Here is a 23,072-nt window from a genome sequence, read left to right on the forward strand (position 1 = left end):
GGTCCGCCCCGGCGGCGAGCAGCTGCAGCGCGCGATCTACGCGGCCGCTGCGTGCGGCCTCGAACAGGGCCGGCACGGTTTCGTGCTGGGCCATCGGCTCAAGCGGGACACTTTCCTGTGCGGCGGCGGCAGCGTCGAAGAAATCACGCGCCGGGACCGGAGCGGCAGTGGCCTGAAGGGTTTCGGCCGGGGGCACCCGCTGCAGCGCGAAATGCGCCAGAGGCGAGCCCACCAGCACCAGCGCGGCCAGCGGCCAGCGCCAGGCATCGGGGACCAGGCCCGGCCAGGCCGGCAGCACGATCAGCGCGCACACCACGACCACCAGCCCGGCCACCAGCAGGCCGCGCCAGGCGCTGAGGTCGCGACCGGCGAGACTGCGCCAGTGGCGGGTCAGGCTGCCGTCGCTGCGTTCGATTTCGTTCCACAACGGCCAGGTCCGCCAGACGCCGAGCAGTGCGGCGCTTACCGCCACGCTCAAGCCAAGCACGGCGGCGAGACTGCCGCTGTCGTGCAGCGCGCCAAGCGGCCAGGCCACCAGCAGCGCCAGGGCCACCGCGCCGACGCCCCACAGCGCCAGCAGCGCGGGCACTTCCTGCTTCCACAGGACGGCCGCCTTGGGCAGGGTGCGACTCCGCCGCCACCAGGAAATGCCCAGTGCGAACGCAGGCTGCGCAAGGGTAGCGGCCAGCGCGGCGGGCACGCCGCCGAAGGCGGTGCCCAGTGCCAGCACGCCGCCGGCCAGCAATGCCACGGCAATGGCCCGACGGTAGAGCGCTTCAGTCATCACGCCGCCGCGGAACCTGCACCGGGGCCACCGGGGGCGGCGGCATCTGCAGGTGGAAGCCGCGCTCGGCCAGATTGGCGCGCACGACATCGGCGTCGGCCAGGGCCAGACGACGTTCGGGGGTCAAGGCGACTTCAAGTACGAATGACAGCGGGCCCAGCGTGGCCTTCAGGGCGTCGGGGACGGCGCTGAAGTCATCGCGGACGGCGAGGTAGACGTACGTGTCCTGCTTGCGTTGGCTTTTATAGACGTAGGCTTGCATGCCCGCGGGGCGTGGCCCTGGGAAGTGTTGCGATGATTGTGGAGTAAAGCACGCAAGGGCGGAAGCCGGCCGTCGCGTTTGCGTGCCGGAATTTCGCCCTGCGTCAGATTCAGGTTCATCAATGTCGCGGCGGTGTTCAGGTGCGGCCGCGGCAAAGGTCAGCCGACCAGCGGTCGGCTGCTACCCGTGAAATAACAGCGTGGCCGTTATTTCACTTTCGCGTAGGTGCCCTTCAGGGCGACACCGGCGAGGATGGCACCGGCGTAGCATTCGTAATCGGTGGTGCTCTTGAATTCGTTCTTCTTGTAGTAGCTGACGATGTCGACCACGGCGTTGGCACCGCGCGACTTGGCACCGTCCTGCAGCGCCTTCAGCGCCGACAGCGCGACCCAGCGGCAGGCTTCCTCGTCGCTCTTGTTGGCGGCGTTGGTCTTCTTGTTGGTCACGTCCTCACCCATGCGCTGCAGCACATTGACCTTCTGGCCGGCCAGGTAGAAGCGCACGCTGCCGTCGATGCCGGCGTCCTTGGCGGTCTGGGAATTCAGCAGTTCCTGCAGCGACTGGTGAACCGGGGTGTCACGGGCCTGGGCGGTGCTGGCAAAGGCGAGCAGGGCGGCACTGGCAATCAAAGCAAAACGACGCATCAACATTCTCCTTGTTGTTGTGGGGTACGGCTTCAGTTGGGCCAGCGGCGGAAGATCAACGAGGTGTTGATGCCGCCGAAGGCGAAGTTGTTGCTCATCACGTACTCGGGATGCAGCACGCGGCCTTCGCCGCGGATGTAGTCCAGCTCGCCGCAGCGGGGGTCGACCTGGTCCAGGTTGAGGGTCGGGGCGAACCAGCCTTCGCGCATCATTTCGATGGTGACCCAGGCTTCGAATGCGCCGCAGGCCCCGAGCATGTGGCCGACGTAGCTCTTGAGCGAACTGATCGGCATGTTGGGGCCGAACACCTGCGCGGTGGCCTGGGTCTCGGCGATGTCGCCGTGGTCGGTTGCGGTGCCGTGGGCATTCACGTAGCCGATCTGCGACGGCTCCAGGCCGGCGTCTTCCAGTGCCAGGCGCATGGCCTGGGCCATGGTCTCGCTGGTCGGCTGGGTGACGTGCTGGCCGTCGCTGTTGGTGCCGTAACCGACCAGTTCGGCCAGGATCGGCGCGCCGCGCTCCAGCGCGTGTTCCAGGTCTTCCAGGATCAGGGTGCCGGCACCCTCGCCCAGCACCAGACCGTCGCGGTCGGCGGCGAAGGGGCTGGGCGCGGTCTTGGGCGCGTCGTTCTTCACGCTGGTGGCGAACAGGGTGTCGAACACCGCCGCGGCGGTCGCATCGAGCTGTTCGGCACCGCCGCTGACCATGACCGTCTGCTTGCCACTGCGGATGGCTTCATAGCCTGCGCCCACGCCCTGGCTGCCCGAGGTACAGGCGCTGGAGGTGGTGTAAACGCGTCCGGTGAGCCCGAAGAACACGCCGATGTTGACCGGCGAGGTGTGGCTCATCATCTTCAGGTAGGTGGTGGCGCTGATGCCTTCGGTGGTGTTCTCGTTGAGCATGCGGCCGAATTCGGCGGTGGCCTCGTGGCTGCCCGAGGACGAGCCATAGGCAACGCCGGTGCGCCCGCTGCGCAGGATCGGGTGACCGAGCAGGCCGGCCGCTTCCAGCGCCAGTTCGGTGGCGCGCACCGACATCACCGCGACCTTGCCCATGCTGCGGGTGGTCTTGCGGTTGTAGTGCGGCGGCAGCTCGTAGTCAGCGGCCGGCGCGGCCAGGCGGGTGTTCAGGCCGTCGTAGACCTCCCAGCCCGGGATGTACTGGACGGCGTTTTCGCGGGCGTGCAGGCGCGCACGGATGCTGGGCCAGTCATGCCCCAACGGACTGATCGCCGAGGCTCCGGTGACCACCACGCGACGTTCGGTTCGGCTCATCAGACCATGCCCCCGTTGACCGAAATGACCTGGCGGGTGATGTAGCCGGCCGGCTCGGACAGCAGAAACGCCACGGTGGCCGCCACTTCCTCGGGCTGGCCGAGGCGGCCGGCGGGAATCAGCTTGAGTGCGTGGTCGACGATTTCCTCGTTGATCATGTCGGTCTCGATCAGGCCCGGAGCCACGCAGTTGACGGTGATGGCGCGGCTGGCCAGTTCCAGCGCCAGCGCCTTGGTGGCCCCGATGATGCCCGCCTTGGCGGCGCTGTAGTTGGTCTGGCCGCGGTTGCCGACCAGGCCGGACACGGACGAGAGGGTGACGATGCGGCCGGGCTTGCGCCGGCGCACCATCGGCATCACCACCGGATGCAGCACGTTGTAGAAGCTGTCCAGATTGGTATGCACGACGGCGTCCCAGTCTTCGGCGGTCATCGCGGGGAAGGCACCGTCGCGGGCGATACCGGCATTGCAGACCACGCCGTAGTAGGCACCATGGGCCTCGATATCGGCCTCCAGCGCGGTACGCGCTGCGTCGCGATCGGCCACGTCGAAGGCGAGCACGCGGGCCTGGCGACCCAGTGCCTGGATCTCGGAGGCCACGGCCTGCGCTTCCTCGATGCGGCTGCGGCAATGCACCACCACGTCAAAGCCGTCGCGCGCGATGCGCAGCGCCACGGCACGGCCGATACCCCGGCTGGCGCCGGTGACCAGCACGGTCAAATTCCCTGTCATACCTCTCCACTCTCCAGATAGGCCATCGCATCCAGCGGTTCGTACACCGATACGTTGGCTGCAGCCAATACTTCATCGCCGGCCAGAATCCGACAGGCGAACATTCCGAGTCCATTTTCGCCCATCAGCTCGCAGTGTGCCTCTACCCGCAGGCAACGACCGGGGGCAAAGGCCGGCACGTGGGCAGTGTAGCGGCGGCTGCCCAGCAGGAATCCGATCGAGGGGTCGCGCCCCTCCTGGCGGGCACGGCACCCTGCCCAGGCGGCAATGGCCTGGGCCATGTACTCCACCCCGACCCACGCCGGCACGCCGTCGGCGCTGGAGAACAGCCCACTGGCCGGGACCTCCACTTCCACCGCGATGGATTCCGGGCCCCAGGCGACCACCCGGTCGATCAGGCGCATGCTGTCCTTGTGCGGCAGCACGCTGTCGATGTCATCAGGCAACCACATGCTCAGCTCCGCGCCAGCGCCAGCACGGCATTGCTGCCGCCGAAGGCGAACGAATGGCTGAGCACGTGCTGCAGCGGACTCGGCGCACGCGCGCCGGGGCTGACCAGGGCCAGCGGCGGCAGCGCCTCGTCAACCTGGCCGTCCCAGAAGTGGGCCGGCAGGCGCTGTTCCGGGTTTTCAGCCAGGGTCAGCCAGCACAGCGCGGCCTCGATCGCGCCCGAGGCCCCCAGGGTGTGGCCGGTCAGCGGCTTGGTCGAGCTGGCCGGAACCTGGCCGCCCAGCACGGTGGCCACCGCCAGGCTTTCCATGGCGTCGTTGTGGCCGGTGGCGGTCCCGTGCAGGTTCACGTAGTCGATCTGGTCCGGGGTCAGGCCGGCGCGCTGCAGCGCCTGCTGCATGGCGTCGATGGCCCCTTTCGCCTGCGGATCGGGCGCGGACATGTGGTGCGCATCGGACGACTCGCCCCAGCCGGACAACCGCACCGGGCCGGGTTCGCGGGTCATCAGGAACAGCGCTGCGCCTTCACCGATGTTGATGCCGTTGCGGTGGCGCGAGAACGGGTTGCAGCGGGCTGCCGAGACCGATTCCAGCGCACTGAAGCCGGCGACGGTGAAGCGGCACAGCGAATCAGCCCCACCGGCCACGACCGCATCCACCACCCCGGCGCGGAGCAGGCGCGCGGCCGACATCAGCGCCTTGGCGCTGGAAGAGCAGGCCGTGGAGATGGTCCAGGCCGGACCCCGGCTGCCGATCTGCTCGCGGATGAAACGGGCGCTGGTGCCCATTTCCTGTTGCGCATAGTGGAAATCGTCGGGCCAGCGCCCTTCCTCGGCCTGCATGCGCAGGGCGTTTTCCGACTCGCCGATGCCCGAGGTACTGGTGCCGACGATCACCGCCACACGCTCGGCTCCGAACCGGGCCACGGCCGCGTCGACCGCCGCGCGGATCTGTTCCAGTGCAGCGGCCAGCAGGGCGTTGTTGCGCCCGCGCAGTTCCACCGGCAACGCGGACAGATCCGGCAGCGCGCTGCGCACTTCGCCCAGCGCCAGGGTGCGCCCGGCGATCAGGGTGTCGTTGTCGTGCAGGCCGCCAGGCTGGTCGGCGAACAGGCCGGCGCGGGTCTGCGCATGGCCGGAGCCGAGCGCACTGACCACGCCGAGTTCATTCAGGAATACCGCGCTGCTCACAATGCTGCCTGCCCCATATCCAACGATTCAATCACCAGTTCATAGCCTTCGGCCAGGTTGCGCAGGCGTACCCGGCCATCCGGCAGGGTGTCGCGCTCCAGCCAGGTCTGGCCGTCCTGCTGCAGGCGGCGGATGCCGTCGCGGTCGTCCAGCGTCCATCCGGCCGGCAACACCGCCCGGATGGCATCGGCCGGCCACAGCGCGAACTGAAGGTCATCCAGCACGCGCTCGCCGCGCACCTGAGGCGGCAGCCACGGCGCACGGGTCTGCTGCAGCTGCCTGCCGTCCCAGACCATGCGCACGCCGGTCTGGCCCATGGCCTGTACCGCCAGCCGCACTTCGTCCTGGTCGGCTTCAAGCAGCGCATCGAGCGTGCGCTCATGACTGCCAAAGCGGAACTGCAGGCGCTGCTGCAGCTGCAACGGGGCGGGCAGCGCCGACGGGGCCAGCTGCAGCGTCGGCAGCTGCACCTTGGGCGCAGGCATGCGGGTACTGGCACAGGCGGCCAGCCCCACGCACAGCAGCAGGACCAGGATCAGCCGGTGCACAGTTCCTCCAGCACACGCAGGCGGCGGCCACTGTCATCGGCCACATACGGATTCTTGGTGTCCCAGGCGTAGCCGGCGAGGATCGAGGAGATCATGCGACGCACGTCGGGCTGCTGTTCGGGGTGGTAGATGATCTTCTGGAAGCCGCCTTCGTACCAGGCTTCCACGAAACGACGGAAGGTCTTCACCCCGGCGCGCAGCGGCACCGCGAACTGGGCTTCCCAGTCGACCGTTTCGCCGGCATGTTCGCGGGCCAGGCAGTCGCTGGCCAGCTGCGCCGACTTGAAGGCGATGGTGACGCCCGAGGAGAACACCGGGTCGAGGAACTCGCCGGCGTTGCCGAGCAGCGCATAGCCCTCCCCCCACAGCGAGCTGACGTTGGCCGAGTAACCGGTGATGGTGCGCACGGGCAGCACCGCCCACTCCGCGTTCTTCAGCAGGCGGGTCAGGTTGGGGTCTTCGCCGACGATGGCCTGCAGCTTCTCCAGCTCGGTGCCGGAGTACTTCTCAAAGAAGCTGGGTTCGGCGACCACGCCCAGCGAGCAGCACCCATTGGAGAACGGGATGGTCCAGTACCACACGTCCACGTGCTCGGGATGGGTGGTGATCAGGATCTTGTTGCGGTCAAAGCCGGCGTCGGCCGGAATGTGGTCGCGCACGTGGCAGAAGATCGCGCCGCGCACCGGGAAGTTGGACGGTGATTCCAGCTTGAGCAGGCGCGGCAGCAGGCGTGCGAAGCCGCTGGCGTCCAGGATGAAGCCGGCCTCGATGGTGTACTCGCTGCCATCCGGACGACGTACCTGCACGCGTGCCGGCCGACCGGGCTGTACCGACAGCACCTCATCGCCGAAGCGCAGGGTGGTGCCCATGCGTTCGGCACCGCGCGCGAGCACGTTGTCGAAATCAGCGCGCTGCACCTGGTAGGTGGTGCCCCAGCCCGGCGAGAACTTCTCGCGGAAGTCGAATTCAGTGGTGCGTTCACCGCGCACGAAGGCCGCGCCGTTCTTGTACTGGAAACCGGCCTGCACCACGTCCTGCAGCAGCCCGGCCTGTTCGATGTATTCCATGCTCTGCGGCAGCAGGCTTTCACCAATGGAGAAGCGCGGGAACTGCTGGCGTTCGAGCATCAGTACCTGACGGCCCTGCTTGCGCAGCATCGCGGCGGCGACCGAGCCCGCCGGACCCGCCCCGATGATCAGGATTTCGGTACGTTCCACCGCATCGGTGGACTCAACAGGCGTGTCATTCACAGCAGCGTTCATCGATGCATCCTTGATCTTGAGAGTGGGGGAAACCGTGTGTGCTCAGTGTGGAGCGTCATGCGGAGGCGGGCGGAACAGTGGCGAGATCAACCAGACCAGGCCGATACCGAACAACAGCGTGAGCCCGAAGGCGCGCAGCGCCGGCGTGGCCGACAGGCCAAGCAGGCCGAACGACAGCCAGGTGCTGGCGGCACCCACACATACCGCCAGCCAAGCGCTGGCGTCGCCGCGGTGTTCAATCAGGAAGATGCCGTAATCGATGCCCATGCCCAGCAGCAGCATCAGCGCCAGCACGTTGAACAGCTGCAGCGGCTGCCCGAACAGGCCGAGCAGGCCCAAAGTCAGCGCGCCCGCCAGCAAGGTCGGGGCGAACACCCGCCACGCCTGCGCACGGTAGCGCCAGTACAGCACCGCGAACACCAGCACGATGCCGACCAGCAGCAGCATGCTCATCAGCTTGCGGTAGTGCTTGAGCAGCTTGGAGAAGTCCGCCGTGCGGTCGACCCAGCGCACGCCGTCGATGCCCTCGGTCTGCGCTTCCAGCAGGGTCAGCGCGTCGGCGCGCGAGAGGTCGTCGACCATCACCACCGATGCCACGCCCTGCCCGACCTTGCCCAGCCACAGATGGCGGAACGGCATCGCCACCGGCGAGTCCAGGAACACCTTTGCCTGCAGGTCCTGCGCGGCAAAGTTCGGACGCTGCAGGGTTTCGCCTACGGCTTCGCCGACCTGCGCCAGCACCCGCGGCTCGATCGCGCCGGTGAGGGTTGCATCGGCGTGCTGGCGCTGCACGGAGGGCAGCCATTCACTGATCGCGCGATAGCCGCCGATCTGTCTGTCGGCGGCGAGCACGCGCAGGCGGTCCACCAGCGCTTCTTCGCGCTGCAGCACCTGTTCGGCGTTTTCGCCCTGCACCAGGTAGAACTGCGCCGGGCTGGGCAGTCCGAGCATCTGGCTGATGCGGATCTGCTGGGTGATCAGGTCCATCGGCGAGGACTGCAGGCTGCGCAGGTCGTCGTTGGGCTGCAGGCGCAGCATGCCGAACGCCGCGATGATCATCACCACGCCCAGGAACAGGCCCACGCGGCGGCGGCCCTGCAGGCGTGGCCAGCGTTCCAGCGTGGCTCCCAGCCAACGCGCGAACCGGGTGGTGCGGATTTCGCCGCCGTCCAGCCACGGGAACCAGAAAATCACGGTCAGGAACGCGGCGGCCAGGCCGACCACCGAGAACAGCGCCATCTGGCGCAGCCCCGGGAACGGGGCCAGGCCCAGCGCCAGATACGCCAGCGCGCTGGTCAGCAGCGCCAGCCACAGGCCCGGCAGCAGGTGCCGCAGCAGCTTCCAGCGACGGTCGGCCGGTTCTGCCTGGCGCGAAGCGAACCAGTGGATGCCGTAGTCCTCGGCCACGCCGACCAGCGACGCACCGAACACCAGGGTGAGCACGTGCACCTTGCCAAACACCAGCACGGTGACCGCCAGCGCCACGCCACAGCCGATCAGCAGCGAGGCACCCACCAGCAGGATCGGGCGCAGCGAGCGGAACGCCAACCACACCAGCAGCAGCACCGCCGCCAGCGAACCCCAGCCGATGGTGTTGATTTCCCAGTTGGCCTGCACGGCGGCCGCTTCGGCATGCAGCGGCACGCCGGCGCGCAGCACTTCCAGGCCGGGAGCCTTGCGGGTGGCCGCAGCGGCGGCCTGGTCCAGCAGCAGGTCGATATGGCGTTCACCGTCGAGCTGGAAGGCCGAGCCGGTGGTTTCGAACTGCAGGATGGCCCAGTGCTTGCCATCGGCTTCGAGCAGGCCGTCGTCCCCCATCTGCAGGCCGGCCCCTTGTGCGCGTTCCTGCCACCACTGCGGCCACAACGACATCGGGTCCTGGCCCCAGTCAGTCAGCCGCGGCGCGCCCATCGGGCCGTACAGTGCAGCCAGGGCGCTCTGGGCCAGGCCATCGGCCGGTTCGGACTGCAGGCGCTGGCGCTGTTCGGTGGTGAGCAGGCGGTCGCGGTAGGGCGCGTAGAAGGCACGGGCCTGGTCGAACCAGCCTTCGATGGTGCCGGCTTCCTTCAACAACGTGTCGCCGCCCGGCGCATCCGGCGTGATGGTGCCGCGGAACGCGGCCTCGGCGGCCTTGGTCTGCGCCGCGTCCGCGCTGCCAAGCAGCACCACGATCTGGCGTGCGTTGACGTCGGCAATGCGCCGGGTGACATCGGAGAGCAGGCGATCGTGCGCGTCCTGCGGCAGCAGCGCGAGAATGTCGGTATCGATCCGCGCTTCGCTCTGCCAAAGCTGCCACTGCTGCACGCCCAGCCCGACCAGCACCAGCAGCCAGGCGACGGCCAGCCAGCGCCACAGGCGCTGCAGGCGTCCGCCTTCGTGGAAGGCGTCCTTCAACGACTCATTCAAACTTGCCGCCCTCTTCCGCACTCAATGCCGCCGGGGTTTCGGACATGCCGGCGAAATGGATGCGGGTGACATCCTGGTTGGCTTCGGTGATCTCGACCTCGCGCACGTAACGGTCGCCCCTGAGCTTCAGGCCGGTGAACACCTTGCCCAGCATGGCCGAGCGCGGGCTGAGCTGCATCTTCCAGCCGTTGTCGGGCAATGCCTCGACCTTGACCGTGAACTGGGCCGACAGCGCCTGTGCGTCGCCACTCATCAGCGCGAACATGATCGCGTTGACCGAGCGCATCGCCGGCTGCTGCTTCGCATCCAGCTCGACGCGGGTGCTGCCGTCGCTCTGGCGGCTCAGAATGCGGTCGCGGGTGACCACCACCTCCGACGGGAACGGCTTGAGCGTGGACCAGATCACGCCGTGGTCCTGGGCCAGCACGAACCGACCCTGCGAACGCAGCGGGTTCTTGAAGCCGGTGACCTGCTTTTCCTGGGTGAACTCGCCGCGCAGTACGCCCACCTTGGCCACGCGCTGCTTGACCAGATCGACATCGGCCGCGACCGCCACAGGCGCGAGCATGCACAGCAGAATCAGCACGCCGAGCGTGCGCAGCAGACGGTTCATTGCACTTCCACTCCCAGACGGTCCCACAGCACGGACGGGCACAGGTACAGCATTTCATTGGTGGCCGCGTCGACCGCGACCTGGATGGTGTGGGCGCGGGTCAGCACCTGGCCGCTGCCGGCGTCGCGGATCTCGTAGACGATCTTGAGCCGGTTTTCCCATTCGGTGATGGTGGCGCGCACCACCAGCTGCTGGCCGTACAGCAGCGGCCGGACGTACTTCACCCGCGCGTCCACCACCGGCCACAGGTAGCCGGATTCGCGCATCTGCGGGTAGTCGTAGTCGTAGCGCTGCAGCAGGGCGCAACGCGCGACCTCGAAGTATTTGAAGTAGTTGCCGTGCCACACGACGTGCATCGGATCGCAGTCGTGGAAAGTAGGCGACAGCGCTACTTCAAAGCTCAGCTCAGGCAGGTTCATACAGGCTCCAGCGCTGGCCGCGGATGTCCTCCAGCAGCGCGCGCAGTTCTCCATCCAACGCGCGGTCTTCCTCGACCAGCGCGATACGTGCGGCAAGATCCTGGAACATCGCTTCCAGGTCGCCATGCAGGGTGGCGTTCATGCCGACGCGCTCGCGCAGGGCGATACCCTGGCGCGCGGCGATCAGCATGCCGGCCACGACCTGCTCGGTCAGCTCGATCACCCGCAGGCAGTCGCGTGCGGCGATGGTGCCCATGCTGACCTTGTCCTGGTTGTGGCATTCGGTGGAACGCGAGAACACCGAGGCCGGCATGGTCTGCTTGAGCGCTTCGGCGGTCCAGGCCGACACGCTGATCTGCAGGGCCTTCAGGCCATGGTTGATCGGCGCGCGCTCGCCGGTGCTGCCGGACAGGTTGGCCGGCAGGCCGTGGTTGTAACGGGCGTCCACCACCAGCGCCAGCTGGCGGTCGAGCAGGTCGGCCAGGTTGGCGATGGTGTTCTTCAGCGCATCCATGGCAAAGGCAATGTGTCCGCCGTAGAAGTGACCCCCATGCAGGATGCGTTCGCCGTCGGCATCGATCAGCGGGTTGTCGTTGGCGCTGTTGAGTTCGGTTTCAATCAGCTGGCGCAGGAACGGCAGCGCGTCCTGCACCACGCCGATGACGTGCGGCGCGCAGCGCAGCGAGTAGCGGTCCTGCAGGCGCTGTTCGTTGCGCGGCGGACGGTCGCTGTGCAGGTCCTGGCGCAGGCGCGCGGCGATCTGCATCTGACCCGGGTGCGGCTTGGCCGCGAACAGCATTTCATCGAAGTGATGCGCGTTGCCGTCGCTGGCCAGCACGTTGAACGCGGTCAGGCGGGTGGCCAGCCGGGTCAGGTAGTCGGCGCGGTCATAGGCCAGGCAGGCCAGCGCGGTCATCACCGCGGTGCCGTTCATGATCGCCAGACCTTCCTTGGGACGCAGTCGCAGCGGGGTCATGCCGATTTCCGCCAGCACCTCGGCCGCCGGACGGCGCGCGCCCTGGTACATCACCTCGCGCTCGCCACACAGCACGGCGGCCACGTAGGAAAGCGGGGTGAGGTCGCCGCTGGCCCCCACCGAGCCTTCCGCGGGGATCAGCGGCAGCACGTCATGGCGCAGCAGCGTGGCCAGTCCCTGCAGCAGCGGATGGCTCACGCCCGACATGCCACGCACCAGCGAGGCCAGTCGCGCGGCCACCACGGCACGGGTTTCGGTTTCGTCCAGGAAACGGCCCAGGCCGCAGCCGTGGTAGGTGAACAGATGGTGCGGCAGCTCGGCGACCAGCGCCGGCGGAATGTTGACCGTGCACGAGTCGCCGTAGCCGGTGGTGACACCGTAGATGACGCCGTCTTCGCGCAGCAGTCGGTCAAGGAAGTCCGCGCCGCGCTGGATGCGGTCGACGAACTCGGGGCTGTCGCTGACCATCGCGTCGGCCTGGCGGCGCGACAGCGCCACCACGTCTTCGATGCACAGCGGCGCATCCCCGAAACGCAGGGTCGGGCGGGCCGCGGTGCGGCGGGAAGAGTCGAGCTGGGCGTTACTTTCCATGCGATGCCTGATCCCAGAAGGGGAAGAAGTTGAACCAATCAAAGGGAGCCTGGATGACCTGGGTTTCCAGCCATGCGGCGAACTGTTCGGCCTGTGCGGTCAGTGCCGCGTCGCGCGAGCCACGCGGCAGCACGATGCGGTCACTGAAGTGTTCAAAACGCACCCGGTAGCCTTCGCCTTCATGCAGGCAGGCCATGGTGTACACCGGGCAGGCCAGTGCGGCGGCCAGCACGTAGGCCCCGATCGGGAACTGCGCGGTGTGGCCGAGGAACGACGCCGGGACGGTGCGCCCGCCGCGCAGCGGCACACGGTCACCGACGATGGCGACGAAACCGCCCGCATCGACCCGGCGCTGCAGCTCGACCGCGGTCGCCGGGCCCATGTCGGTGACCTGCATCAGCTCGACCTGGGCCAGCGGATCCAGGCGCTGCATCAGCCGGTTGAAGCGCTGCGCGTGTGCGGTATGCACCAGCACGGTGATATGGAAGCCGGGGACCTGTTCGGCCAGCACCTGGCACAGCTCCAGGCAGCCGATATGTGCGGTCAGGATCAGGCCGCCTTCGCGACGCGCGATCTTTTCCAGCATGAGGTCGCGTTGCAGGTGGATACGCTCGGGCGGGTAACGGCCGCCCAGGCCCAGCAGTTTGTCCAGCAGGGTGTCGGCAAAGGTCGCGAAGTGCTTCAGGCTGTGCCAGCGGCCAGGAGGGCGTTTGAGCACGCCGGCGTGCGCCTGCAGGCGCTGCAGGTACTGCAGTGACGAGTGCCGTGCCACCGCATTGGACAGCCAATGACACAGCACCACCGGATAGACGCACAACCGGAACGGCCAGCGCCCGAACCAGCGATGCACGCCGCACAGGAACAGCACCCCTGCCGCCGACGTGGTCTCGCCCAGCTCGGCCCAGTGCGGCGCGGCGCGGTCAGCGGGCGCGCTCATGACCGGCGTCCTGCAATACGCCGCCACAGCAGGCGCGGCGCGCGCGGCAGCATGCCGAAGAACAGACGGGTATGCATGCAGCTGATGCGTACGTTGTCGCGCCACACATCGAAGTGCGACACGCCATCGCTGGGATAGGTGACCCGGGTCGGCTGGCTGATCACCTGCACGCCCCGCCAGAACAGCCGCACCAGGATCTCGGTATCGAAATCCATGCGCCGACCGATGGTTTCTTCTGCTGCCAGCCGGTTCACCGGAGCCAGCGGGTAGACCCGGAATCCGCACATGGAATCGCGGATCTGCAGCGACAGTGTGTTGATCCAGACCCAGATGTGGGTGGCATAACGGCCGTACAGGCGCGCCTTGGGTACGCTGGCGTCATAGGCGGGGATACCACAGATGACCGCGTCCGGATGAGCCCGGGCCAGGGCCACGAAGGCAGGAATGTCGCCGGTGGTGTGCTGGCCGTCGGCATCGATCTGCAGCACGTGCGAGTAGCCCCGCTGCGACGCCTGCGCGAAGCCTGCCAGCATCGCTCCGCCCTTGCCCTGGTTGATCTCCAGCCGGTGCAGCGTGACCTGGCCGGCGTGCTCCACGGCCAGCGCGCGCAGCGCCTGCGCGCAGGCGTCGTGCGAGCCGTCATCGACCAGCAGGCAGGGCAGGCCCGCAGCCAGCACGCCCTGCACCACCGCGCCGATGGCGTGTTCGTGGTCGTAGACGGGGATCACCACCACCGGCGAGAACGCGACTTCACGCATCCGCGAACACCACCCGACCGCTGGCATGCACGCCATGGTCGGAGACATACCGGAAGCTCATCATCGACTTCTCGGCATCCCAGCCCAGGGTGAGCTGCAGGACATCACCAGGACGGGCCACATGCTGGAACTTCAGTGCGTCCATGCGCGCGAATCGCGGCGGCATGGCGAACACTTCACGGCCGAAATGGATGGCCCAGTCCAGCTGGACCACGCCGGGAAGAATTTTCGCCTGCGGGAAGTGGCCGTCGAACGCGATCAGGTCGGGTTCCAGCGGCAGCAGCAGATGCGCGGCGAGCGGCTCACGCTGCTGCCATTGCGCGACCGGCATCAGCGGGCGGAACAGCGCGGCCAGGGCGGCCGCAGTGGTCTTGCCCTGCGCGTTGTAAGGCAGCTCGTCGATAAAGCGCCAGCGCCGCGGACGGGTCACCGCATCGTGGCTGCTGGCCAGATGCGCGCTGAGCCGCTGCGCCTGCTGACGGCGCTGCGCGTCGGTCCACTGCGCGGCACCGGACGGATGCGGCACCACCACGGCGGCCAGCTGCTCGCGCACACCGGGCAGCACCAGCACACGCACGTCGTGCACGTCGGGATGAGCGCGTAGCTGCTGTTCCAGTGCGTCCAGCGAGACCCGGCGTTCCTCGATCTTGACGATGCGATCGGCGCGCCCGAGCAGGCGGAAGCTGTTGTTGGCGTCGGCCTGCACGCGGTCCTGGGTCTGCCACCAGTCGGCATCGGCCAAGTGCGGCGAGCGTACTGCCAGCGCGCCTTCCTGGATGGTCCATTCCACGCCGGGCAACGGGTGCCACTGCGGTTGTTCGGCACTCCACTGGCGCCAGGCAATGCCGCCGGTTTCGCTGCTGCCGAAGACTTCGGTCGGGGCCACGCCGAGCAGCGTGCGCGCCTGCAGCGCTGCCTCGCCGGGCAGCGGGCCGCCCGAGGAAAACACCGCGCGCAGGCGGCCGCCCAGCGACGGCCAGTCAAGCTGTTCTGGCAGGCGCTTGAGGTGGGCCGGCGTGGCCACCAGCACGGCGTCGTGCTGGGCCAGCGCGGTCACCAGGTCTTCGTGGAAGAACCGGCGCGGCTGGATCACACGGCCCGCAGCCAACGGCCACAGCACCCGGAACAGCAGGCCATAGATGTGCTGGTGCGACACGGTGCCATGCACCTGCGCGCCTTCCAGCTGCGCCCCGAAGGCCGCCTGCAGGGCATCGACCTCCGCAGTAAGCTGGCGCAGCCGTTTGCCGATCGCACTGGGTGCACCGGTACTGCCGGAAGTGAACACCACCAGTTCCAGCTGCGCCTCGTCGAGTGGCTGCAGCACGCGGTCGGCGGCGACGACGGCATCGGCCTGCAGGGGCGCTTCGCTGGCCGGCAGGTCGCCGGCAAAGCCCTGCACCTGCGGGCGCAGCGCGTCCAGCGTGGCCGGCAGGTTGTCGCCGCCCAGGAACACGCGCTTGCCGGCATGCCACGCCCCCAGCAGGGCCGTGGCAAAGGTCAGGGTGTCGTCGAAGTACAGCGCCCAGTCCTGGCCAGGGGCGCGGGCGAACGCCTGCTGCCAGCCCAGCACCTGCTGGCGGAACTGCGGGTGGGACACCGGGGTACCGTCGGCCGCGATGCCGACCTTCCGGTCCGGACGGGGCTGCAGCGCGAGCTGCGACAGCGCGATCCACTCAGCCATGCGCGTGCGCCGCCTTTACCCGCCGCCTTACCAGCCACTCACCGCCAAACAGAACGCCCATCATTACGTACGCCAACAATCCGTTGTAGAGCGCCCAGACCTGGTTGGAGGCCCAGAGCGCGGTCATCAGGGCCAGTGCCCCGTTCAAGACAAAAAAACCGCACCACACCTGGGTGACGCGGCGGGTATAGACCACGGCAAACGGCGGCAGTTCCGGCTCGGTGAGCCGTGCCAGCCGTTCAACGGCGGTGGGGGGGAAACGCAGGCTGGTGGCGAAGATCACCAGCATCACTGCGTTGACCAGCGCCGGGTACAGCTTCAGCGGTAACGCCTGGTTGAAGGCAGTGGCCAGCAGCGCCAGCAGGCCGGCTCCGGCGGCGGCGACCCACCACACCGGCTGGCGGGTGGTCAGTGCGCGAAGTGCGGCCAGCGCGAACAGCAGCAGCGCCATCCAGCGCGGCTCGAAGCGGCCCAGCGCGAAGTACACCACCAGCGGATACGCCAGCGACAATACTGCAAACGCCGCAACGCGCAGCCGAACCATGGCCGGACCTCAGCCGCTGCCGTCAGGCGGCCGCTTGTCCGGGCATCAGCCCGTGCACCACATCGACGATGTCCTGCACGGTACGCACCGACTTGAACGCTTCCGGCTGCAGGTTGCGGCCGAGCAGCGGCTTGAGCTGCACGATCAGGTCCACGGCATCGATGCTGTCGATGTCCAGGTCGTCGTACAGGCGGGCTTCCGGAGTGATGCGCACCGGCTCGATCTCAAAGCTGTCCTTGAGGATCTTGACGATACGGTCGAAAAGTTCGTTCTTGGTCATGGCAAATCCTGACGCACCGTTACGACAGCTGGCGCGCTGCGACAAATTCGCTCAACGCACGCACGCTGGAAAAATGACGACGGGTTTCTTCCGAATCCGCAGACAGGCTCACGCCGTACTTCTTCTGCAGCGCAAGGCCCAGTTCAAGCGCATCGATGGAGTCCAGCCCCAGCCCTTCCACGAACAGCGGAGCCTGGGCATCGATGTCTTCTGGAGCGATGTCTTCCAATGAAAGCGATGAAATGATCAATTCCTTGATCTCGTGCTCAAGTGCCTGCACGGCTTGGTTCTCCAGCGAAGTCAAAGTAATGGGCAAGGTGATCGGTCACGCGCCGGGCCGCCAAGGCATCCCCCCTGGGCGAATCGCCGGCCTCGGACAGGAAGGGAGCGATCGGAATATCTTCCCCGACTTCCAGCTGAACGTGAAAACGCCGTGATGGCACACGATACCATTTCTGGCCCTTGGTCAGGGTAGGCGGGGTGCAGGTGATGCGCACCGGCGTGATGTTCAGGCCACCCCGGACGGCGATGTTGGCCGCGCCCCGCTGCAGCTTCAGCGGTTGGCCTGGAACGGTCCGGGTGCCCTCCGGGAAGATGACCAGATTGCCCCCCCGGCGCACCGCCGCGATGCAGTCGTCGACCAGCCCGGCCCCGTCGCTGTTGGCTACATAGCCGGCCGCCCGGACCGGTCCGCGCATGAACGGGTTGCGCGCGACCGCGTGTTTGACCACGCAGTCGGCATTGGGCAGCTGCGAGATCAGTAGCACGACGTCGATCAGGGTGGGATGGTTGGCCAGGATCAGCAGGCCGTCACGCTGAAGCCGTTCACGTCCATGAATCTCATAGGTCATCAGTCCCAACCAGCGCATCAGGTTGACGTGACTGGCAAAGCTGAACTGCACCAGCCTTCGCGCCAGCGCGCGCCGGCGCTGCACGCGGCGGATCAGGAACAGCATCGGAAACAGCAGGCCGCCCAGCAACAGCCCGCCGATCCCGAAGGCGGCAAAGCTGATCCCGGTGCCGACCACGCGCCAGGCGTGGTTGAGGCGGGCGGCCAGCCGCTCAGCCATGGCGCTGCCAGATCCACTGCTGGTCGTCGGCCTGGAAAACCAGCGCCGGGTCGCCGGCCAGCAGGAAGCGCATCAGCGCCAGGCTGTGCGGCAGCGGACCGGCCGGGGAATCAGGTGCCGTCCCGGTACCGCCCCACCCCAACGACAGCCGGGTACCCGGACGATCGGCCCGGGCCAGGCGCCAGCACCACGCAAAGAAGGGGTCCGGTTCGTCGGCGAAGCCGGCATAGACCGACGGCAGCGGCGATTCGTAGGCCACCACCCGGACTTCCTCGGCCCCGTCGGCCAGCAGGCCGAACGCTTCCACGCAGGCGGCTTCGACCGTGGCGCGGCCACCGGCCAACGCCAGGTAATTGCCGCGCTGGCCCCTGGCAATCGAATACAGCGCCGCGACCGCGTTGTGTACCGAAAGGCCGAAGGCGGTAGGCGACATCGCCGCGTCCTGGCGCAGGGTATCGAGCAGCTCCATTGAACGGGCCACGTCGCCGTGGCGCGAGGCAAAGACAAGCGGCACCTGGCCGCCATCGTCGGGCTGCTCGCACCAGCATGCGGCCTGGATGGCCATGCGCCCCAACCGTTCGATGCGGCGACGCTGCATCGGCGGCACCTCCGGCAACGCCGGAGTGTCGTCACCGGTCGGCAGGAACGGCGCGTGCGCCCACTGCTGCCAGTCCGATTTTGTGGTCAGGCCCGGTGCCCAGGCCGACCAATCCACAACAGAAAACTCAATCATTCACAGCAACACTCGTGATGGGCACCTGGAGGGCACGAGCCACACGGGCGATACGGGTCGGCTCCCCCATTCCAGCCGATCCGCACCTGTCATCCGACATCGTCCGGCGCGCAACGCACGCCGCCAAAGGAGCGCACGCTATCATGACACCTTCGGCACTGGCAGCTTTCACAATTTCTAATGAGCAGCACGATCCACCGCGCACCGGCCGCACCGGCCCTGATTTCCACGCCCGGCCCCGCGTTGTTCCGTGCCCGCTACGCCCTTGCCGCTGAACGCGACGCGGCCCTGGCCGATCCGCGGACCCTGGCGGTATTCGGCTTCGGCACCGCACCCTCACCCTGCGATGATCCGCGCTGGCTGCAGGTCCCGCTGGACGAGCACGGCCCTGCACAGATCGAGATCTGGCAGGGGGCGGCCCCGGTGCGAACGGGGGTGGATGGCACGGTGCGCTGGTCGCATGACGGCAGTGTGCTGTTTGGTGCGATCGAAATAGAGGAACCCAGTTCCGATATTGAAGCAGCCGCGGCAGATGCCTACGCCACATTGAGCACATTCCTTACAAAGTGCGGCTTCCCGCACCTGCTGCGGACCTGGAACTATCTGGACGCAGTGACCGAGGGCGAGGGTGATGCCGAGCGCTACCGGCGCTTCTGCGTGGGCCGGGTACGCGGGCTGCAGTCGCTGGACGAAACCGCGCTGCCGGCGGCCACCTGCATCGGCCGGTTCGACGGCGTGCGCCGCCTGCAGGTGTACTGGCTGAGCGCGCGCGAGGCCGGGACCCCGCTGGAGAACCCCCGCCAGGTCAGCGCCTTCCGCTACCCGCGCCAGTATGGCCCGCAGTCGCCGAGCTTCTCGCGGGCGCTGCTGCCGCCGGTCGCCACCGGCCTGCCGCTGCTGCAGTCGGGAACCGCGGCGATTGTCGGGCATGTCTCGCAGCATGCCGGGTCCTGGCAGGAACAGCTGGAGGAAACGCTGACCAACCTGCAGAGCCTGGTGGATACCGCCCGACAGCAGCGGCCGGACCTGCCGGCGAAGCTGGGACCGGAATCAGTGCTCAAGGTCTACGTGCGCGACGCAGCCAACCTGGCGGCGGTGGCCGCGCGGATGGCGCAGCTGCCGGGGTCACCCGCGCATGTGGTGCTGCACGCCGAGGTCTGCCGGGCGGAACTGCTGGTTGAGATCGAGGGCATGCACGGCTGATGCGCCGTGACGACCAACGGTCGTCACCTACCGGTTCCCGATGACATCGCGCGACGGTAGATGACGACCGTTGGTCGTCATGCAGCCGCATCAATGATATCCAGTGCCCGCAGTCACCTTGCCTCGAAACACCCGGTACGACCACGCCGTATAGCCCAGGATCACCGGCAGCAGCACCACCAGCCCGACCAGGCTGAAGCCCATCGACGACGCCGGGGCGGCGGCCTGCCACAGGGTCATGCTGGGCGGCAGCAGGTAAGGCCACATGCCCAGGACCAGGCCGATGAAGCCCAGCACGAACAACGCCAGGCTCAGCAGGAAGGGCGGCAGGTCACGGCGGGGATGGAGCGCGCTGCGCCACAGCGCCACGGCAACCGCCAGGGTCAGCAGCGGCACCGGCGACAGCCACCAGAAGTTGCCATCGGCGAACCAGCGCTCCATCACCCGTGACTGCAGGAACGGCAGCCAGGTGCTGACCAGCCCCATGAAGGCGATCACGGCCACCACCAGCGGGCGGGTCAGGGTGCGCGCCACCGCCTGTTCGCGGCCTTCGGTCTTCAGAATGAGCCAGGTGCTGCCCAGCAGCGCGTAACCAAACACCACCGCCACCCCGGTCAGCATCGAGAACGGGCTGAACCAGCCGAATGCCCCACCCACATAACGGCCATCGACCAGGTCCAGGCCCTGCACCAGCGCGCCCAGGATCACCCCCTGGGCAAATGCAGCCAGCACCGACCCCAGCCCGAATGCCACGCTCCACAGCCGTCGCGAGCGGTGCGCCTTGAAGCGGAATTCAAACGCCACGCCGCGGAACACCAGCGCCACCACCAGCAGCAGCACCGGCAGGTACAGCGCCGACAGCAACGCCGCGTACGCCTTCGGGAACGCCGCCATCAGTCCGGCCCCGCCCAGCACCAGCCAGGTCTCGTTGCCGTCCCAGATCGGCGCGGCGGTGTTCATCATCACGTCAAGCTGTTCCTCGCTCTCGGACATCGGCGCGAGGATGCCGATGCCGAGTACGAAGCCGTCCAGCACGACGTACATCAGCACGCCGAAGCCGATCACCGCGAACCACGCCACCGGCAGCCAGGTTGTCATGTCCATGTCAGCGGCCCTCCAGCGGCTCGTCGGTCCCGGACAGCGGACGCGCCGGGGTATGGCTGCCGTCCTCGATGGGCGGCTGGTGGTCGTGGGGCTTGGGCCCGGTGCGGATGATCTTGACCAGGTACCAGATGCCCCAGCCAAACACGAACGCGTAGCCAACGACGTAGATGCCCAGTGACAGCGCGGTCATCCACGCGCTCTGCGGGCCGACCGCGTCGGCGGTGCGCAGCACGCCGTACACCACCCACGGCTGGCGACCCATTTCGGTGACGAACCAGCCCGACACCAGCGCGATGAATCCGCTGGGCAGCATCCAGTTCCAGCCGCGCAGCAGCCAAGGCGAGGTCAGCAGCCTGCCCCGCCACCACTGGAAGGCCGACACCCAGGCCAGCAGCAGCATCAGGGTGCCCAGCCCGACCATGATCCGGAAGGCGAAGAACACCGGCAGCACCGGCGGTCGGTCGCTGGCCGGGACCGAGGTCAGCGGATCAAACGTGCCGTCCAGCGAGTGGGTCAGGATCAGGCTGCCCAGGCGCGGAATGGCGATCTCGAAATCGTTGCGCTCTTCCTTCTGGTTGGGCACGGCGAACACGACCAGTGGCACGCCCTCGCCCTCCCCTTCGGCGTGCCAGTGCGCTTCCACCGCGGCGATCTTCATCGGCTGGTGCTTGAGCGTGTTCAGGCCATGCATGTCGCCGACGAAGATCTGCACCGGCACGGTCAGTGCGGCGAATGCCACCGCGGCCAGCAGCATGGTCCGGCCGGCCTCGACATGGGTGCCGCGGCGCAGGTACCACGCGCCGATGCCGCCGATCACGAAACAGGTGGTGATGAACGAGCCCAGCGCCATGTGCGCCAGCCGGTACGGGAACGAGGGGTTGAACACCACCTGCCACCAGTCACGCGGGTGCACGATGCCGTCAACAAGCTCGAAGCCGGATGGGGTCTGCAGCCAGCTGTTGGAGGACAGGATCCAGAACGTGGACACCAACGTACCCAGCGCCACCATGCAGGTGGAGAAGAAGTGCAGTTTTGGCGAGACCTTGCCCCAGCCGAACATCATCACGCCCAGAAAGCTGGCTTCCAGGAAGAACGCGGTGAGCACTTCATAGGTGAGCAGCGGACCGATCACGCTGCCGGCCACCTCGCTCAGCCGCGGCCAGTTGGTACCGAACTGGAAGGCCATGACGATGCCGCTGACCACGCCCATGCCGAACGAGACCGCGAAGATCTTCTGCCAGAAGAAGTACAGCTCGCGCCAGACCGGCTTGCCGGTGCGCAGCCACTGACCTTCGACGAAAGCCAGCCAGCTGGCGGTGCCGATGGTGAAGGCGGGGAACAGCACATGGAAACTGATGACAAATCCGAACTGGATCCGCGACAACAACAACGCGTCCACGGGACGCCTCCGACGGGGGTTCTGAGAAAACCAGACCAGTTTGGGTGGAGTTCCGTGAAGAGGACATGCGACCTGGTGACGCGCTGCTTCACTCTGTCGCAGGGGGAAGTATCGACCAACGGTCGATACCTACCGGGTTCGCCGCAATGGGTAGGTATCGACCGTGGGTCGATACCCGCCGTGGCCATGACCTTTGCCCCCCGCCCGCAGCCCTTGCGGCTGCTACCCTTGGCGGGTTTTTTCCCTTCACGGTGCTGCCCGCAATGCCCAGAACGCTGCCCTTGTCCCTGCTGCTGCTCGCCGCCCTTGGCGGAACGGCCCACGCGGCACCGACGCCGATCACCATTGAACAGGCCATGGCCGACCCGGACTGGATCGGTCCGCCGGTCGACAGCGCATGGTGGTCGTGGAACAGCCAGCAGGTGGAATACACCCTCAAGCGCAGTGGCAGCCCGGTACGTGACACCTTCCGCCAGCCGGTCAGCGGCGGCGCGGCGGCGCAGGTGGCCGACGACCAGCGCGGCACCCTGGACGTGGATGCCCCGGTGTATGACAGCAGCCGCCAGCGCAGTGCCTTTGTGCGCAACGGCGACGTGTTCCTGCGCGACCTGCGCAGCGGCGCGCTGACCCAGCTGACCCGCAGCACCGAGAAGTCCAGCAACGTGGGCTTCGCCCGCGACGGCGGCGTGATCTGGCGCACCGGCCAGAACTGGTTCCACTGGACTGCCGCTGCAGGCGTGCAGCAGGTGGCCAGCCTGAAGGCCGAAAAGAACCCCGACGATGCCCCCAAGGCCGACGTGCTGCGTGAACAGCAGCTGCGCACCCTGGCCACGTTGCGCAACGACCGCGCCCAGCGCGACGCGCTGAAGGCGCAGGAAGCCAGCTGGCGCAAGGCCGACAGCACCCGCGCGCCGGGCCCGGTGTACCTGGGCGCGGACGTGGAGATCGTCGACAGCGCGCTGTCGCCGGACCTGCGCAGCCTGGTGGTGGTGACCAAGCCGAAGAGCTTCGATGAAGGCCGCGGCGGCAAGATGCCCAAGTACGTGACCGAGTCGGGTTACGAGGAGTTCGAGGACACCCGTACCCGCGTCGGTCGCAATGACCCCGAGCCGAACAGCCTGTGGCTGGTCGACACGGTGGCCGGCACGGTCAAGCCGCTGTCGCTGGACGGACTGCCGGGGATCGGCACCGACCCGCTGGCCGCGCTGCGCAAG

At 67.7% G+C, this 23,072-nt stretch carries 23 protein-coding genes and 2 pseudogenes; 2 read left to right on the plus strand and 23 right to left on the minus strand.

Annotated elements, in window-relative coordinates; genetic code table 11:
- The 21 genes and pseudogenes from EGJ34_RS12925 to EGJ34_RS13025 form a co-directional block, all read right to left on the minus strand.
- Positions 1–784 (minus strand): annotated as a pseudogene (locus EGJ34_RS12925) (hypothetical protein); the annotation flags it as partial.
- On the minus strand, positions 777–1,046 hold the full coding sequence (locus EGJ34_RS12930; protein ID WP_125360882.1) for a YcgL domain-containing protein: 270 nt from the start codon (positions 1,044–1,046) through the stop codon (positions 777–779). The pseudogene EGJ34_RS12925 and the gene EGJ34_RS12930, both read right to left, overlap by 8 nt.
- A 206-nt stretch (positions 1,047–1,252) precedes the next feature.
- Entirely contained in the window at positions 1,253–1,690 is a 438-nt protein-coding gene (locus EGJ34_RS12935) for an excinuclease ATPase subunit (RefSeq protein ID WP_125360883.1), read from the minus strand.
- Positions 1,691–1,722: 32 nt separating this feature from the next.
- Positions 1,723–2,964 carry a beta-ketoacyl-ACP synthase gene (locus tag EGJ34_RS12940; RefSeq protein WP_125360884.1) on the minus strand — a complete coding sequence of 414 codons (1,242 nt, stop codon included), beginning with the start codon at positions 2,962–2,964 and terminating at the stop codon, positions 1,723–1,725.
- Positions 2,964–3,695 (minus strand): 3-oxoacyl-ACP reductase FabG, encoded by a 732-nt coding sequence (fabG, locus tag EGJ34_RS12945; protein WP_125360885.1) that lies wholly within the window; start codon positions 3,693–3,695, stop codon positions 2,964–2,966. Before fabG ends, EGJ34_RS12940 begins: the two co-directional genes overlap by 1 nt.
- Positions 3,692–4,147: a hotdog family protein gene (locus tag EGJ34_RS12950; RefSeq protein WP_125360886.1), complete on the minus strand. Its 456-nt coding sequence runs from the start codon at positions 4,145–4,147 to the stop codon at positions 3,692–3,694. Before EGJ34_RS12950 ends, fabG begins: the two co-directional genes overlap by 4 nt.
- 2 nt (positions 4,148–4,149) lie before the next feature.
- The gene (locus EGJ34_RS12955) at positions 4,150–5,334 is read right to left on the minus strand and encodes a beta-ketoacyl-[acyl-carrier-protein] synthase family protein (protein WP_125360887.1); all 1,185 of its coding nucleotides are present in this window, start codon (positions 5,332–5,334) and stop codon (positions 4,150–4,152) included.
- Positions 5,331–5,882: a DUF3261 domain-containing protein gene (locus EGJ34_RS12960; RefSeq protein WP_125360888.1), complete on the minus strand. Its 552-nt coding sequence runs from the start codon at positions 5,880–5,882 to the stop codon at positions 5,331–5,333. The genes EGJ34_RS12955 and EGJ34_RS12960 overlap by 4 nt, the downstream gene beginning before the upstream one ends.
- On the minus strand, positions 5,870–7,144 hold the full coding sequence (locus tag EGJ34_RS12965; RefSeq protein ID WP_125360889.1) for an NAD(P)/FAD-dependent oxidoreductase: 1,275 nt from the start codon (positions 7,142–7,144) through the stop codon (positions 5,870–5,872). The genes EGJ34_RS12960 and EGJ34_RS12965 overlap by 13 nt, the downstream gene beginning before the upstream one ends.
- Before the next feature lie 42 nt (positions 7,145–7,186).
- Entirely contained in the window at positions 7,187–9,550 is a 2,364-nt protein-coding gene (locus EGJ34_RS12970) for an MMPL family transporter (RefSeq protein WP_125360890.1), read from the minus strand.
- Positions 9,543–10,163: an outer membrane lipoprotein carrier protein LolA gene (locus tag EGJ34_RS12975; RefSeq protein WP_125360891.1), complete on the minus strand. Its 621-nt coding sequence runs from the start codon at positions 10,161–10,163 to the stop codon at positions 9,543–9,545. Before EGJ34_RS12975 ends, EGJ34_RS12970 begins: the two co-directional genes overlap by 8 nt.
- Positions 10,160–10,582 (minus strand): acyl-CoA thioesterase, encoded by a 423-nt coding sequence (locus EGJ34_RS12980; RefSeq protein WP_125360892.1) that lies wholly within the window; start codon positions 10,580–10,582, stop codon positions 10,160–10,162. Before EGJ34_RS12980 ends, EGJ34_RS12975 begins: the two co-directional genes overlap by 4 nt.
- A complete protein-coding gene (locus EGJ34_RS12985) occupies positions 10,569–12,149 on the minus strand; it encodes an aromatic amino acid ammonia-lyase (protein WP_125360893.1) in 1,581 nt (526 codons plus the stop codon). The genes EGJ34_RS12980 and EGJ34_RS12985 overlap by 14 nt, the downstream gene beginning before the upstream one ends.
- A complete protein-coding gene (locus tag EGJ34_RS12990) occupies positions 12,139–13,086 on the minus strand; it encodes an acyltransferase (protein WP_125360894.1) in 948 nt (315 codons plus the stop codon). Before EGJ34_RS12990 ends, EGJ34_RS12985 begins: the two co-directional genes overlap by 11 nt.
- Positions 13,083–13,844 (minus strand): glycosyltransferase family 2 protein, encoded by a 762-nt coding sequence (locus EGJ34_RS12995; protein WP_125360895.1) that lies wholly within the window; start codon positions 13,842–13,844, stop codon positions 13,083–13,085. The genes EGJ34_RS12990 and EGJ34_RS12995 overlap by 4 nt, the downstream gene beginning before the upstream one ends.
- Positions 13,837–15,525, minus strand: coding sequence for an AMP-binding protein (locus tag EGJ34_RS13000; RefSeq protein WP_125360896.1), 1,689 nt, complete (start codon positions 15,523–15,525; stop codon positions 13,837–13,839). The genes EGJ34_RS12995 and EGJ34_RS13000 overlap by 8 nt, the downstream gene beginning before the upstream one ends.
- On the minus strand, positions 15,518–16,069 hold the full coding sequence (locus tag EGJ34_RS13005) for a hypothetical protein (protein ID WP_125360897.1): 552 nt from the start codon (positions 16,067–16,069) through the stop codon (positions 15,518–15,520). The genes EGJ34_RS13000 and EGJ34_RS13005 overlap by 8 nt, the downstream gene beginning before the upstream one ends.
- A 22-nt stretch (positions 16,070–16,091) precedes the next feature.
- The gene (locus tag EGJ34_RS13010) at positions 16,092–16,349 is read right to left on the minus strand and encodes an acyl carrier protein (RefSeq protein WP_125360898.1); all 258 of its coding nucleotides are present in this window, start codon (positions 16,347–16,349) and stop codon (positions 16,092–16,094) included.
- 19 nt (positions 16,350–16,368) lie between these two features.
- Positions 16,369–16,629 (minus strand): phosphopantetheine-binding protein, encoded by a 261-nt coding sequence (locus EGJ34_RS13015; protein ID WP_125360899.1) that lies wholly within the window; start codon positions 16,627–16,629, stop codon positions 16,369–16,371.
- Positions 16,616–17,419, minus strand: coding sequence for a lysophospholipid acyltransferase family protein (locus EGJ34_RS13020; RefSeq protein ID WP_125360900.1), 804 nt, complete (start codon positions 17,417–17,419; stop codon positions 16,616–16,618). Before EGJ34_RS13020 ends, EGJ34_RS13015 begins: the two co-directional genes overlap by 14 nt.
- A complete protein-coding gene (locus tag EGJ34_RS13025; protein WP_125360901.1) occupies positions 17,412–18,152 on the minus strand; it encodes a beta-ketoacyl synthase chain length factor in 741 nt (246 codons plus the stop codon). Before EGJ34_RS13025 ends, EGJ34_RS13020 begins: the two co-directional genes overlap by 8 nt.
- Positions 18,153–18,332: 180 nt before the next feature.
- Between EGJ34_RS13025 and EGJ34_RS13030 the strand changes: the two genes are divergently transcribed.
- Positions 18,333–19,355 carry a pteridine-dependent deoxygenase gene (locus tag EGJ34_RS13030; RefSeq protein WP_260476987.1) on the plus strand — a complete coding sequence of 341 codons (1,023 nt, stop codon included), beginning with the start codon at positions 18,333–18,335 and terminating at the stop codon, positions 19,353–19,355.
- A gap of 90 nt (positions 19,356–19,445) precedes the next feature.
- Here EGJ34_RS13030 and cydB read toward each other — a convergent pair whose 3' ends face one another.
- Positions 19,446–20,459, minus strand: coding sequence for a cytochrome d ubiquinol oxidase subunit II (gene cydB / locus EGJ34_RS13035; protein WP_125360902.1), 1,014 nt, complete (start codon positions 20,457–20,459; stop codon positions 19,446–19,448).
- Between the two features lies 1 nt (position 20,460).
- Positions 20,461–21,858, minus strand: a complete 1,398-nt coding sequence (locus EGJ34_RS13040; RefSeq protein ID WP_125360903.1) for a cytochrome ubiquinol oxidase subunit I — start codon at positions 21,856–21,858, stop codon at positions 20,461–20,463.
- Positions 21,859–22,121: 263 nt separating this feature from the next.
- Between EGJ34_RS13040 and EGJ34_RS13045 the strand changes: the two are divergent.
- Positions 22,122–23,072 (plus strand): annotated as a pseudogene (locus EGJ34_RS13045) (S9 family peptidase); the annotation flags it as partial.

Source organism: Stenotrophomonas sp. 278 (genome assembly GCF_003935715.1).
GTDB classification, from domain to species: domain Bacteria; phylum Pseudomonadota; class Gammaproteobacteria; order Xanthomonadales; family Xanthomonadaceae; genus Stenotrophomonas; species Stenotrophomonas maltophilia_AH.